This is a genomic window from Phytomonospora endophytica (genome assembly GCF_014202425.1).
GTDB lineage: Bacteria > Actinomycetota > Actinomycetes > Mycobacteriales > Micromonosporaceae > Phytomonospora > Phytomonospora endophytica.
This window is the reverse complement of record NZ_JACHGT010000022.1, coordinates 64319-77771: the sequence shown is the minus strand read 5'-3', so window position 1 is coordinate 77771 and position 13453 is coordinate 64319. Positions and strand designations below refer to the sequence as shown.

The 13453-nt window shown below is 70.2% G+C and carries 14 protein-coding genes; 9 read left to right on the top strand and 5 right to left on the bottom strand.

Going from position 1 to position 13453, the window contains the following annotated elements; genetic code table 11:
• Positions 1-19: 19 nt before the first annotated feature.
• The 5 genes from rpoZ (at position 20) to HNR73_RS36010 (ending at position 5278) form a co-directional block, all read left to right on the top strand.
• The gene (rpoZ, locus tag HNR73_RS36030; protein ID WP_184792541.1) at positions 20-292 is read left to right on the top strand and encodes a DNA-directed RNA polymerase subunit omega; all 273 of its coding nucleotides are present in this window, start codon (positions 20-22) and stop codon (positions 290-292) included.
• Positions 279-1544, top strand: coding sequence for a bifunctional phosphopantothenoylcysteine decarboxylase/phosphopantothenate--cysteine ligase CoaBC (coaBC, locus tag HNR73_RS36025; protein ID WP_239122330.1), 1266 nt, complete (start codon positions 279-281; stop codon positions 1542-1544). The genes rpoZ and coaBC overlap by 14 nt, the downstream gene beginning before the upstream one ends.
• A gap of 108 nt (positions 1545-1652) precedes the next feature.
• Positions 1653-2843 (top strand): methionine adenosyltransferase, encoded by a 1191-nt coding sequence (metK, locus tag HNR73_RS36020; protein ID WP_184792540.1) that lies wholly within the window; start codon positions 1653-1655, stop codon positions 2841-2843.
• A 164-nt stretch (positions 2844-3007) separates the two neighbouring features.
• Positions 3008-3226: a hypothetical protein gene (locus HNR73_RS36015; protein WP_184792539.1), complete on the top strand. Its 219-nt coding sequence runs from the start codon at positions 3008-3010 to the stop codon at positions 3224-3226.
• A 105-nt stretch (positions 3227-3331) separates the two neighbouring features.
• Positions 3332-5278, top strand: coding sequence for a primosomal protein N' (locus HNR73_RS36010; RefSeq protein ID WP_239122329.1), 1947 nt, complete (start codon positions 3332-3334; stop codon positions 5276-5278).
• Here the strand turns inward: HNR73_RS36010 and HNR73_RS36005 are convergent.
• Entirely contained in the window at positions 5275-5655 is a 381-nt protein-coding gene (locus HNR73_RS36005; RefSeq protein ID WP_184792538.1) for a phage holin family protein, read from the bottom strand. The genes HNR73_RS36010 and HNR73_RS36005 overlap by 4 nt on opposite strands.
• 254 nt (positions 5656-5909) lie before the next feature.
• On the opposite strand from HNR73_RS36005, the gene HNR73_RS36000 reads away from it, so the two are divergent.
• Genes HNR73_RS36000 through HNR73_RS35985 form a run of 4 tightly spaced genes read left to right on the top strand, consistent with a single transcriptional unit; the run spans position 5910 to position 9899 of the window.
• Entirely contained in the window at positions 5910-7595 is a 1686-nt protein-coding gene (locus HNR73_RS36000) for a SulP family inorganic anion transporter (RefSeq protein WP_184792537.1), read from the top strand.
• Positions 7592-8845 carry an ion channel protein gene (locus HNR73_RS35995; protein ID WP_184792536.1) on the top strand — a complete coding sequence of 418 codons (1254 nt, stop codon included), beginning with the start codon at positions 7592-7594 and terminating at the stop codon, positions 8843-8845. Before HNR73_RS36000 ends, HNR73_RS35995 begins: the two co-directional genes overlap by 4 nt.
• 56 nt (positions 8846-8901) lie before the next feature.
• On the top strand, positions 8902-9420 hold the full coding sequence (locus tag HNR73_RS35990; RefSeq protein ID WP_184792535.1) for a DUF6069 family protein: 519 nt from the start codon (positions 8902-8904) through the stop codon (positions 9418-9420).
• Positions 9421-9425: 5 nt separating this feature from the next.
• Positions 9426-9899, top strand: coding sequence for a hypothetical protein (locus tag HNR73_RS35985; protein ID WP_184792534.1), 474 nt, complete (start codon positions 9426-9428; stop codon positions 9897-9899).
• 49 nt (positions 9900-9948) lie between these two features.
• On the opposite strand, the gene HNR73_RS35980 is transcribed toward HNR73_RS35985, so the two are convergent.
• From HNR73_RS35980 to HNR73_RS35965, 4 genes are all read right to left on the bottom strand, one after another.
• Positions 9949-10818 (bottom strand): amino acid ABC transporter permease, encoded by an 870-nt coding sequence (locus HNR73_RS35980; protein WP_184792533.1) that lies wholly within the window; start codon positions 10816-10818, stop codon positions 9949-9951.
• Positions 10819-10832: 14 nt separating this feature from the next.
• A complete protein-coding gene (locus HNR73_RS35975; protein ID WP_184792532.1) occupies positions 10833-11480 on the bottom strand; it encodes an amino acid ABC transporter permease in 648 nt (215 codons plus the stop codon).
• A gap of 62 nt (positions 11481-11542) precedes the next feature.
• Positions 11543-12463, bottom strand: a complete 921-nt coding sequence (locus tag HNR73_RS35970; RefSeq protein WP_184792531.1) for a glutamate ABC transporter substrate-binding protein — start codon at positions 12461-12463, stop codon at positions 11543-11545.
• Between the two features lie 54 nt (positions 12464-12517).
• Positions 12518-13276: an amino acid ABC transporter ATP-binding protein gene (locus HNR73_RS35965; protein WP_184792530.1), complete on the bottom strand. Its 759-nt coding sequence runs from the start codon at positions 13274-13276 to the stop codon at positions 12518-12520.
• Positions 13277-13453 lie beyond the last annotated feature (177 nt).

Sequence of the window (13453 nt, the reverse complement as noted above, 5' to 3'; positions counted from 1 at the left end):
AATTCGAGGCTGATCACACGTGTCCGGAACCATCGCGAACCCCATCGGCATCACCAACCCGCCGATCGACGACCTGCTGGAGAAGACGCCGTCGAAGTACCAGCTGGTGATCTTCGCGGCCAAGCGCGCCCGGCAGATCAACGCCTACTACAGCCAGCTCGGCGAGGGCCTGCTTGAGTACGTCGGCCCGCTCGTGGAGACCACCCCGCAGGAGAAGGCCCTGTCGATCTCGCTGCGTGAGATCGACCAGGACCTGCTGATCACCGAGCGCACCGACGGTGCCGACGTCTAAGGCGCCTTCGCGGGCGAAGAACATCGTCCTCGGTGTGGGCGGCGGGATCGCCGCCTACAAGGCCTGTGAACTGCTCCGGCTGTTCACCGAGTCGGGGCACCACGTACGTGTGGTGCCCACCGAGGCCGCCCTGCGCTTCGTCGGCGCGCCGACCTGGGAGGCCCTTTCCGGGCAGCCGGTCGCCACGGAGGTCTGGAACGACGTGCACGAGGTCCCGCACGTGCGGATCGGCAAGAACGCCGACCTCGTCGTCATCGCCCCGGCGACCGCGAACCTGCTCGCGAAGGCCGCGCACGGCCTCGCCGACGATCTCCTGACCAACACCCTGCTGACCGCCCGGTGCCCGGTGCTCTACTCGCCGGCCATGCACACCGAGATGTGGCAGCACCCGGCGACGGTCGACAACGTCGCCACCCTCCGCTCGCGCGGGGCGGTCGTCCTCGATCCGGCCGTCGGGCGCCTCACCGGGGCCGACACCGGCCCGGGCCGCCTGCCCGACCCGGCGGAGATCTTCGCCGCCGCGATCCGGCTCCTCGACCGGCCCGGCGAGCCCGACCTGGCCGGCAAGCGCGTTCTGATCAGCGCCGGCGGCACGCGCGAACCCATCGACCCGGTCCGCTTCATCGGGAACCGTTCCTCCGGCAAGCAGGGATACGCCATCGCCCGCGCGGCGATCGCCCGCGGCGCCGAGGTCACGCTCGTCGCGGCCAACGTGGCGCTGCCCGTCCCGGCCGGGGCCAAGGTCACCCGCGTCGAGACGACCGCGCAGCTGCGCGACGAGGTCGTCGCGCACGCCGCGAGCGCCGACATCATCGTCATGGCCGCCGCTCCCGCCGACTTCCGGCCCGCGAACTACGCCGAGGCCAAGATCAAGAAAGTGGCGGGCGAAGCGGCCCCGACCCTCGAACTCACCGAGAACCCCGACATCGCCGCCGAACTGGGCGCCGCGAAACGCCCGGGGCAGATTCTGGTGACCTTCGCCGCGGAGACCGCCGAGGCCGGGACCGCGCTGGAGTACGCCGCGGCGAAACTCGCGCGGAAGAAGGCCGATCTCTCGGTGCTCAACGCCGTCGGTGACGGCAGGGGCTTCGCCGTCGACGACAACACGGTCACGCTCATCACCCCGGCGGGTGTGCTGGCCACGCTGCCGGCGATGAGCAAGGACCGCGTGGCCGACGCCGTGCTCGACGCCGCCGTGGGTGTCGCGCCCGTCGGCGATCCGGCGGACCCGGACTGTAGTCGCCCGGCGTAGGGTCCACGCGGACTACGCCGGTTCACAGCACACGGCGTAGCGCCGCAAGGGGGCGGAGTGGCGTCGGATTAGACTTCAATCGGACAATCAAGAACCCTAAGGAGCGCCGTGGCACGCCTTTTCACGTCGGAGTCTGTCACCGAGGGTCACCCGGACAAGATCGCCGACCAGATCAGCGACGGGGTGCTCGACGCCCTTCTCGAACAGGACCCGGCCAGCCGGGTGGCCGTCGAGACGCTCATCACGACCGGTCAGGTGCACGTCGCGGGTGAGGTGACCACCGACGCCTACGCCGACATTCCCACGATCGTTCGGGAGACGATCCTGCGGATCGGCTACGACTCGTCGAAGAAGGGCTTCGACGGCGCTTCGTGCGGCGTGAGCATCTCCATCGGTTCGCAGTCGGCCGACATCGCGCAGGGCGTCGACAAGGCCGTCGAGTCCCGCGACGGCTCGTCCGGCGACGACCTGGACTTCCAGGGCGCCGGCGACCAGGGCATGATGTTCGGCTTCGCCTGCCAGGAGACGCCCGAGCTGATGCCGCTGCCGATCGCGCTGGCCCACCGGCTCTCGCGCCGGCTGACGCAGGTCCGCAAGGACGGCACCGTCCCCTACCTGCGTCCCGACGGCAAGACCCAGGTCACCATCGGTTACGAGGGCAACCGCCCGGTGCGGCTCGACACGGTCGTCGTGTCCAGCCAGCACGCGCCGGACATCTCCCTCGAATCGCTGATGACGCCCGACATCGCCGAGCACGTGATCGCCAAAGAGGTCGAGAGCCTCGACCTGGACGTGTCGGACTACAAGCTCCTGGTCAACCCGACCGGTCGCTTCGAGATCGGCGGCCCGATGGGCGACGCGGGTCTGACCGGCCGCAAGATCATCGTCGACACCTACGGCGGCTACGCCCGCCACGGCGGCGGCGCCTTCTCCGGCAAGGACCCGTCCAAGGTGGACCGTTCGGCCGCCTACGCGATGCGCTGGGTCGCCAAGAACGTGGTCGCCGCCGGTCTGGCCGAGCGCTGCGAGACGCAGGTCGCCTACGCGATCGGCAAGGCGCACCCGGTGAGCCTCTACGTCGACACCTTCGGCACCGAGACCGTGCCGCTGGAGCGGATCGAGGACGCCGTGCACCAGGTCTTCGACCTGCGCCCGGCCGCGATCATCCGCGACCTGCAGCTGCTGCGCCCGATCTACCGCGCGACGGCCGCCTACGGACACTTCGGCCGTGAGCTGCCCGAGTTCACCTGGGAGCGCACCGACCGCGCCGACGCGCTGCGCTCGATCGCGGGGGCCTAGTTCCCGACGTACACCGACGGCCCGGCTCGCGCGACGGCGCGGACCGGGCCGTTTTCGGTGGTGTGACCGGTCGGCGGCCCGGTCGGCCCGGGCACGCCTGGGCGCGGCCCGTCCCGTCACTAATCCGATTGCCGTGATCACCGGCGTCTGCTGAGATCGTTGGCATGCCCGCACCCGAAGGTTTCCATTACCAGAAGCGCCTCAACGGCACCGTCTACATCTCCCACCACGGCCGCGAGGCCGCCACGCTGCGGGGTCCGCGCGCCGCGAAGTTCCTCGACGAGGTCGAGGCCGGTGACCCCCAGGAGGTCATGGCCCGCTGGACCGGCAACTACAAGCGCGGCAACGAGCGTTCGGGCCGCAATCACCCGCGCAACCGCTGACCGAGCCCGGCGGACGCCGCCGGACAGAACCGGCGCCGGGCCGCCGTGAACGTCTCTCACCCGCCCAGGCGGCGTGCTGTCGCACCTCTCTGGTAGAACCGCACCGTGGATGAGGCGACCGGCGGTACCCGAGTGGCGCGAGTGTGCGTCGACAGTCCGCTGCCCCATCTCGACCGGCTCTTCGACTACCGCGTCCCACCCGAGCTCGCCGAACAGATCCGTCCCGGTTGCCGGGTCAAGGTCCGCTTCGCCGGTCAGGCGCTGTCCGGCTTCGTCATCGAACTGGCCGACGGCACCGACTTCGGCGGCCGCCTCGCCGACGTCGCCAAGCTCGTCTCACCCGAGCGCGTCCTCACTCCCGAGATCCTGCGCCTCGCCCGAGCGGTCGCCGACCGTTTCGCGGGAAACCTCTCCGACGTGCTGCGTCTCGCCGTCCCCCCGCGCCAGGCCCGCGTCGAGGCAGAGCCCCCACGCGAGCCCGCCGAAGCGGTGACCGCGCCCGAGGCGGAGGCCTGGCGCGCCTATGAGCACGGTGGTGCCTTCCTGCAATCCCTGGCCACCGGCCACCACCCGCGCGCGGTGTGGGGCGCCCTGCCCGGCGAGGACTGGCCCCGGCGTTTCGCCGAGGCCGCCGCGACGACCGCCGCCGCCGGCAAGGGCGTCGTCCTCGTCGTCCCCGACCAGCGCGACCTCGACCGCCTCGACCGCGCCCTCACCGAGGTTCTCGGCCCCGACCGGCACGTCACCCTGTCGGCCGCGCTCGGCCCGGCCAAGCGGTACCGCGCCTTCCTGGCCGTTTCCCGGGGTGCCGTCCGTGTCGTCGCGGGCACCCGGGCCGCCGCCTTCGCGCCCGTGCGCGATCTCGGCCTGGTCGCGATGTGGGACGCCGGCGACGACTCCCACGCCGAACCCCGCGCCCCTTACCCGCACGCCCGCACGGTCCTGCTGACCCGCGCGCAGAACACCGACACCGCCGTCCTGCTCGGCGGTTTCACCCGCACCACCGAGGACCAGCTCCTCCTCGACACCGAGTGGGCGAGGCCCCTCACCGCTCCGCGCGAGACCCTGCGTGAGCGGGCGCCGCACATCGTGCCCGTCGGCGACGACGCCCAGCTCGCCCACGACCCGCAGGCCGCCGCCGCGAGGCTTCCCTCGACGACCTGGAACGCCGCCCGCGACGCCCTCGCCGCCGACCGCCCGGTGCTCATCCAGTCGCCGAGGCGCGGCTACATCCCGATCGTGTCCTGCCAGGAGTGCCGCTCCCGGGCGCGCTGCCCGCACTGTCAGGGTCCGCTGGCACTCCACTCGGCGAGCGCGCCCCCGCAGTGCCGGTGGTGCGGCAAGCAGAGCCCTGACTTTCGCTGCCCGACCTGCGGTGGCACCCGCCTGCGCGCGGCCGTGATCGGTGCTGCCCGGACCGCCGACGAGCTCGGCCGCGCCTTTCCCGGGGTGCCGGTGCGCACGTCGGGTGGGGACCGGGTCCTCGACTCCGTTCCGGGCGGGGCGGCGCTCGTGGTCGCCACGCCCGGCGCCGAACCGGTCGTCGAAGGCGGTTATGGCGCCGTGCTCCTCCTTGACGCCTGGGCGCTGCTGACCCGCGCGGATCTGCGCGCGGGGGAGGAGACGCTGCGCCGGTGGATGACCGCGGCGGCGCTGGCGCGCCCGGCGCGTGACGGCGGGCAGGTCGTGGTCGTCGCCGACGGCGGTCTTGCGGTCGTGCAGGCCCTGTTGCGCTGGGATCCGGCGTGGTTCGCCGCCCGTGAGCTGGCCGAGCGGGCTTCGCTGCGGTTCCCCCCGATCGCCCGGATGGCCTCGCTCACGGGACCGCCGCAGGCGCTGGAGGATCTGCTGCGCCACGCGTCGCTGCCGCCGGGGACCGAGGAGCTGGGGCCGGTGCCGGTCGACGACCGGACCGAGAGATTGCTGCTGCGCACGCCCAGGACCCATGGCGCGGAGCTGGCCGCAGCCCTGCACGGAGCCTCGGGCGTGCGCAGCACGAAGAAGACGGCCGACCCGGTACGTGTCCAGGTCGACCCGTCGGAGCTGCTCTAGTCCTCGGCCTTGCGCGGGAGGAAGGCTCCCACGATCCAGCTGACGACGGTGACGATGATGGCGCCCCAGAAGGCCGCCCAGAAGCCGCCCACGTGGAACGGCAGGTTTATCTTGTCGGCGAGCCAGCCGGTCAGCCAGAACATCAGCGCGTTCACCACGAGGGCGAACAGGCCGAGGGTGAGGATGTAGAAGGCGCAGCCGAAGATCTGCACGATCGGTTTGATCAGCGCGTTGACCAGACCGAAGATCAAGGCGACGACCAGCAGTGTCATGAAGTTCGCGAAGGCGCCGCTGCCGCTGACGTCGATGTCGGGGACGATGACCGTCGACAGCCACAGGGCGCCGGCGGTCAGCAGGAGCTGGACTATGAAACCCACGGGTTCTCCTCTCCGCCGCGTCCTCGCCGGTGGCCACCGGCCGGTCCACCGGCTCGACCCAGCCTAGGCTCGAACCCCCCGATAGGGACGTAAAACAGTCACTTTCGGATGGACGGCCGATATCACTCGAAAAGCGTCTCTTCCGGTGCGGGTGTGGTTATGGTCATCATGCGCCACACGTCCCCCGGAGGAGGTTCTCGATGCCCGTCGCACCGTCCCGGGAACCCTTCGCCGACGCGCTCGCGGGCTGAGCCGTGCCGGGCCGTCCGCGGACCTGGTTTCGCGGCCTCAGCCGCCCGAGCGGGCGGGACGTCGTGTCGGGGCTGGTGACCGGACTGTTCAGCATCCCCGAGGGCATGGCCTACGCCTCCGTCGGCGGATTCAGCCCGGTACTCGGCCTGTACTCGGGCATGTTCCCGGCGATCATCGGATCGTTCTTCGCGCGCACGGTCCTCATGGTCACGACGCTGACCAGTGCACTTGCGCTGTCCTCGCAGAGCGTGCTCGCCGAGGCGGGCCTCGACCCGGCCGACCTGGGCAACGTCGCCACGCTGACGGTCCTCGTCGGGCTCATGATGATCCTGTTCGGCGTCCTGCGGCTCGGCTCGATCATGAACTTCGTGTCGAGCGCGGTGATGACCGGCTTCACCACCGGCATCGCCGTGCAGATCCTCACCGGTGTGCTCGGCGACGCCACCGGCTACGAACCGCGGGTCCACAACAAGGTCGCGCAGGCCGCCGACTGGCTCGTGCACGTCACCGACTGGGACCCGAGCACGACGGCGCTGGCCGCCGGTACGGTCGTGGTGTGGTTCGCGGCCCGCTCCTGGGCGCGGATCAGGACCCTGGCGATGCTCATCGCGCTGATCGCCGCCACCGTCGCCGCGCCGGTGTTCTCGCTCGACGTGGAGACCGTCGGCGACATCGCCTCGATCCCGGCGAGCCTGCCGGTCCCGGTCCTGCCCGAGCTCTCGGTGGTCCCCGAACTGCTCGTCGGCGCCGTCGCGGTGACCCTGGTCGCGCTGGCCCAGGCGGCGGGCATCGCCGCCGCCGTCCCGAACCCCGACGGCAGCCGCACCAGCGCCTCCGGCGACTTCGTCGCCCAGGGCCTGGCCAACGTGGCCGGCGGCTTCCTGCGCTCCCTCCCGGTCGGCGGCTCCCTGTCGCGGACCGGTGTGGCGACCGACGCCGGTGCGCGGACCCGCTGGGCCGGTATCTTCGCCGGCCTGTGGCTGACGGCAGTCGTGCTGGTCGCCGGACGCTTCGCCGAGTACATCCCCATGCCCGTCATCGGCGGCCTGATGCTCATCGTCGGGGCCGAGCTCATCGTCGGGCAGGCCCGCCACGTCCGCCTGGTCCTGCGCACGTCCCGGTTGTCCACCGCGGCCATGGCCGTCACCTTCCTCGCCACCACCCAGATCCCGCTCCAGCAGGCGATCTTCCTCGGGGCACTGCTCTCCCTGGTCTTCTACTGCGTACAGGCGGCCCGGCGCGCCAAGCTCGTCGCCCTGCGCTCCGACGGCGGCGGCTGGCGCGTCGCGGACCCGCCCGAGGTCCTCCCCGCCCGCCAGGTCACCGTCCTGCACTACGCGGGCAGCGGCTTCTTCGCCGGCTTCGGCAGCGTCGGCGAGCAGTGGCCGCGCACGGACGGTGCGGCACCGGCCGTGCTCATCCTCAGCGTGCGAACCCTCACCGACATCCCCTCCGCGACCGTCCTCGAAGGGCTCGCCCGCCGCGCTGAGGAACTGCGGGCGTCCGGCTCGCTGCTCATGCTCGCCGGACTCGACGCCCGCTTCCGCAAGATCCTCGACGACAGCGGCGTCCTCGCCCGCGTGGGCGCCGACAACGTCTTCGAGGCCGACGACGAGGTCTTCGGCGCCCTCGACCGCGCCGCCCACGCCGCCCACGTCTGGATCGCGGGACACCGGAGGACCGAATGAAGAGAACCGACGTGCGCGGACTGCTGCGGCTGGCGCCCCTGGCCGTGCTGATCGGCGCCGGGAGCGCTCTCATCCTCGTCGCCGCGAGCGTGCTCGCCGAGAAGCTCCAGCACTTCCTGTGGGACTGGCTGCCCGGCCGGTTCTCCGTCGGCACCGACGGGACCTGGTGGACGTTCGCCGTGCTCACCGCCACCGGCCTCGCCGTCGGCCTGGTCGTGTGGAAATGGCCCGGCGGTGCCGGACCGGATCCCGCCACGACCTCACTGGTCTCCGGGCCGCAACCGGTCTCGGCGATCCCCGGACTGCTCATCACCTTGGTCCTCGGCCTCGCCGGAGGAGTCAGCCTCGGCCCCGAGAACCCGATCATCGCCGTCAACGTCGCCCTCGCCGTCTTCCTCGGCCTGCGCCTCCTGCCCGGACCGGGAGCCGCGACCTGGGTCGGCATCGCCGCCGCCGGAACCATCGGCGCCATGTTCGGCACGCCCGTCGCCGCCGCGCTCACCCTCACCGAGTCCGCCGCCGGCGACCCGGAGACCCCGCTGTGGGACCGCATGTTCGCGCCCCTCCTCGCGGCCGGCGCCGGCTCGCTGACCCTCCAACTGCTCGAAGAGCCCTCGTTCACCATCACCGTCGCCGACTACCCCGGCCTGTCCGCCCTCGACCTGCTCACCGGACCCGCCGTCACGTTGGTCGCCGCGGCTCTCGGGCTACTCGCGACCCTCGCCTTTCCCCACGCCCACCGCGCCTTCCACGCCATGCGCCACCCGGTCCTGATCCTCGGCGTGGGCGGTGCCGTGCTCGGCCTCCTCGGCATGTGGGGCGGACAGCTCACCCTGTTCAAAGGCCTCGAAGAAATGAAGGAACTCGCCGCCGACCCCGGCGCCCACACCATCGGCGGGCTCGCCGTCATCATCGTCGTCAAACTCATCGCGCTCGTCATCGCGGCGAGCAGTGCCTTCCGCGGCGGCCGCATCTTCCCCGTCGTCTTCATCGGCGTCGCCCTCGGTCTGCTCGCCACCGCCGCCTTCCCACGGATCCCCGCCGCGCTCGCCGTCGGCTGCGGCATCCTCGGCCTCACCATGGCCATCAGCAGGCAGGGCTGGCTGAGCATCTTCATGGCGGCCGTCGTCGTCGGCGACGTCACCCTGCTCCCGCTGCTGTGCCTGGCCGTGCTGCCCGCCTGGCTGCTCCTGGCCAACGCGCCCGCGATGGAGATCCACCCGGCGAAAGCGCCGCGCCCGGCGCTTTGACGCCCGGATTCGGGCGTTCACCCGCCCGCGCGGCCGCCATTGGTCACACTGTGCCCATGACCACATACCGGCACCAACCCGACAATCCGTATCCGGAGGAGACACCGGTCTCCTCCCGGGTCAACGGCGGGCGCCTGTGGAGCGGCGGCGTCGCCGCGGCCGTCATCGCCGCCGGCCTCGCCGTCGTGGGCTTCCTCATCGTCAAGGGCCTGCTGAAGCTGCCGATCCTCGGTGTCGACGTCGACGGCGGTGTCGTCCAGCCCAGCATGATCACCTACGCGCTGATCGCCGCCTTCGCCGCGCTGCTGGCCACCGGGATCATGCACCTGCTGCTGCTGGGCACGCCCCGGCCGTTCCTGTTCTTCGGGTGGATCGTCGCGCTCGGCACGATCATCGCGATGCTCGTGCCGCTGCTGGGTGTCGACCGGCTCGCCACGGGCGCGGCGACCGCCGTGGTCAACCTGGTGATCGGCATCGCGATCGGCGTACTGGTCGGGGGCTCGGCGAAGGCCAGCCTGCGCGTTCCCGTGGCCGCCGATCCCGCCGACCCGTTCGCACCGCGCCCCGGCATGTAGGCGCGGTGGCGGTCTACCGGCACAAGCCCGGCCTCGATCGAGAGCCGGGCACCAGCCCGTACGCGCGCGGTTTCGGCGCCCGGCGTTTCTGGGGCGGCTGCGGGGTCACGGCGAGTGCCGCCGCGGTGATCGCGGTGGCCGGTTTCGTGGTGGTCCGCTCGGTCTTCGAGATGCCGATCCTCGGCGTGTCGGTGTACAGCGGCGTCACCGAGCCGTCGGTGGTGGTCTACGCGCTCGTCGTGGTGGCCGGGGCGGGAGCCGCCGCCCTGCTGATGTACATGCTCGTCACGGGCAGCGCGCGCCCGTTCGCGTACTTCCGCTGGATCATGGGCCTGGCGCTGGTCCTTGTCGCGCTGCTGCCGGTTTTCGCCGGCGACGACCACCCGACGGGCCTGGTCACGGCCGCCCTCAACGTGTTCATCGGCGGTGCGGTCTGGCTGGGCGTCGTCGTGGCCGCCAGGCTCGCGCTGCGGACATGACGAAGCCCGGCCGCGCGATGCGCGACCGGGCTCGGTGAAGTCGTGCGGGTCAGACCGGTTCGGGGGCGGGGGCCACCGCGGCGGTGGTCGCCGCCTTGGGGACCTTGCGCCGCATGCGAACCTCGATGAACGACACCAGCTTCGAGAGCGCGTAGGCGATCACGAAGTACACGATCGCCGCGACCACGAGCACCTGGAGGAAGGACTGCGTGTAGTACGACGCCGTCTGCTGGCTCATCTTGAGCAGCTCCGGGTAGGTGACGATGTACCCGAGCGCGGTGTCCTTGAGCAGGACCACGAGCTGGGCGAGGACCGCCGGGAGCATGTTCCGGAACGCCTGCGGGAAGACGATCAGGCGCAGGACCTGGCCGTGGCGCAGGCCGATCGCGTGACCGGCGGCCGCCTGCCCGCTGGGCAGCGCGTTGATGCCGGAACGCAGGATCTCGGCCAGTACCGCGCCGTTGTAGATGGACAGGCCGACGACGACGAAGTAGAAGCCGTCGATCGCGGTCCCGGTGTGGTTGCTGATCGTGTAAGGGATCCAGATCAGCAGCAGCACCGGGATGGCCCGGAAGAACTGCACGTAGACGCCGGAGAGGAAGCGGATCGCCTTGAAGCGCGAGATCCGGCCGAACCCGATGAACGAGCCCAGCACCAGCGCGCCGATGCTGGCCAGTCCCGCGGCCTTGAGGGTGTTGAGGAGGCCGGGGATGTAGGTGTTCTCGATGACCAGCGCGTCGAGCGCGTCGACCCAGCGGGACGAGTCGAAGAAATGCTTCGAGTTGAGCTGGAAGTACGCGTAGGCCAGGATTCCCAGTACGACGACGGCGCTGAGCGCCGAGAACAGCAGGACGCGCGAGCGTCCGCGCGGTCCGAGCGCGTCGAACAGGACGGAGCTGCTCTTGGAGGGGTTGCTCATGAGATCTCTTCCCGCTACCGCGCGAACGCCGCGCGCTTCTCGGCCCGGCTGATGAACCAGCTCGTGGGCAGGTTGATGATCAGGTAACAGGCGATGATGCCGACGACGACGACCCAGACGGGCGCCATGTCCTGGTTGATCATCCGCTCGGTCTTCGCGGCGAGCTCCTGGAAACCGATGACCAGGGTCAGCGCGGTGTTCTTCACGAGCGCGGTGTACAGAGTGCCGAGCGGCGGGATCACCGTGCGGACGGCCTGCGGCAGGATCACGTGCCGCAGCGACTGCCCGAAGGTGAGGCCGATGGAGCGCGCGGCCTCGGCCTGCCCGAGGGAGATCGAGTTGATGCCGGAGCGCAGGGTCTCACCGACGAAGGCCGAGGTGTACATGCCCAGGCCGATGAGGGCCCACTGCCAGGGCTCAAGGTCGATGGCGAGCTTCGGCAGTCCGAAACCGAACAGGATCAGGATCACGAGCAATGGGGTGTTGCGGAAGAAGGCGGTGTACGCCTGCGCCGCCCACCTTGCCGGTGGGGCCGGACTGACGTGCATCATCGCCAGGATCGCACCGAGCACCAGGGCCACGGCGAACGACGCCAGCGACAGCCACAGGGTGTTCCAGAACCCGCTGGCGAACATTTCGAGAACCAGCTTGGGGTTAGGCAAGGTCACTCCTCCAGGGACGAATGGTGCCCGCCCTCAGAGAGGGCGGGCACCATCGGTGATTCTCAGTAGCGAACGACCGGCGGAGGCGTGGGGGTCTTGGCGCCGGCCTTGCCGAGGGTGCCCTCGAAGGCCTTGACCCAGTCGCCGTTGCTGTAGGCCTCTTCGAGCATGTCGTTGATGAAGTCGCGGACTTCCTTGTCACCGTGCTTGCTGGCGATGCCGTAGGGCTCGGTGGTGAAGGTGGTGTCGGCGATGCGGAACGTGTCCGGGCTGGCCGACAGGAAGCCGCGCAGGATCGGCTCGTCGGTGCTCAGCGCGTCGTAAGTGCCGTTCTCGACGGCCTCACGGCAGGCGGAGTAGTCGGCGAGGGGAGCCGAGATGTCCGCCTTCGGGTTGAGCGTTTCGAGGTTCGTCAGCGAGTTGGAGCCGACGGCCACGCAGACCTTCTTGCCCGACAGGTCCTCAAGGGTGTTGATGTCGGTCTTGTCCTTGAGCGTCAGGATGCCCTGGCCGGTGATGTAGTACGGGCCGGCGAAGTCGACCTTGAGCTTGCGCTCGTCGTTGATCGTGTAGGTCGCCGCGAGAGCGTCGATCTTGCCGCTGGCCAGGTACTCCTCGCGGTTCTTGGAGATGGTCTCCACGAAGCGCAGGTTGCCGCTGTCGCCCTCGGTGTACTGCGGCCCGAAGATGCGCTGCGCCAGGAGGCGGCCCATCTCGGAGTCGAAGCCCTCGATCTTGCCGGTGGCCGGGTTGCGCTGACCGGTGGTCGGCTGGTCGAACTTCGAGCCGAAGTTGATGTAGCCGCGGTCCTTGATCGCCTGCAGAGCGGCGGGGAGTTCGGTGGCGGCCGGCATCGTGTAGGTGATGGCCTTCACATTCGGGTCGGCGGCCTCCTGGTCCTCGCTCGCCTTGCCTTGACAGGCGGTGGCGACCAGGGCGACGGCCGCGAGGCCGATCAGGGCCAGTTTGCGATGCATTCGCATGGTGTTTCTTCTTTCCTTCCAGAAAGGGTTTCCGCGTCCTTGGGCAGGACCGGGCTAGTGCGACATCACCTTGGAGAGGAAGTCGCGTGCGCGTTCGCTCTTGGGGCTGCCGAAGAACTCCTCCGGCGGCGCGATTTCGACGATCTGACCATCGGCCATGAAGATCACGCGGTTCGCGGCGCGGCGGGCGAATCCCATCTCGTGGGTCACCACGATCATGGTCATGCCTTCGCGGGCGAGGTCGATCATGACGTCGAGGACCTCGTTGATCATCTCGGGGTCGAGGGCCGAGGTCGGTTCGTCGAACATGATGACCTTGGGCTCCATCGCCAGCGCGCGGGCGATCGCCACACGCTGCTGCTGTCCGCCGGACAGCTGCGCGGGCAGGGCGCCGGCCTTGTCGGCGAGCCCCACGCGGTCGAGAAGGGCGCGGCCCTTGGCCTCGGCGTCCTTCTTGGTGAGCTTGCGGACCTTCATCGGCCCGAGGGTGATGTTGTCCAGCACCGTCATGTGCGCGAACAGGTTGAAGTGCTGGAACACCATGCCGACGTCGGAACGCAGCCGGGCCAGTTCACGGCCCTCGGCGGGGAGGACCTTGCCGTCGATGGTGATCTCGCCGGTGCCGATCGTCTCCAAGCGGTTCACCGTGCGGCACAGGGTGGACTTGCCTGAACCGGACGGGCCGATGACGACGATGACCTCGCCGGCCTGTACCTCAAGGTTGATGTCCCTAAGGACATGGTTGTCGCCGAAGTGCTTATTGACTCCGGACAACCGGACGAGCGGCGTTCCCGCCGTGGTCTGCGCTGCCATGGGAGCACCCTACGAGGTATGGCCCCGATTGCCTATTCGGGGACTGTTTCGTGACCAACCCGTTGTATGACGGGGATCTGACCGCTACCGAGACGTGTCGGAACTTTGCTTTCCGTACGGTATGTGAGCGCTGCGGCCGGGTCCGATCACTGACTCCCCGGGCTTGACGCGACGGGC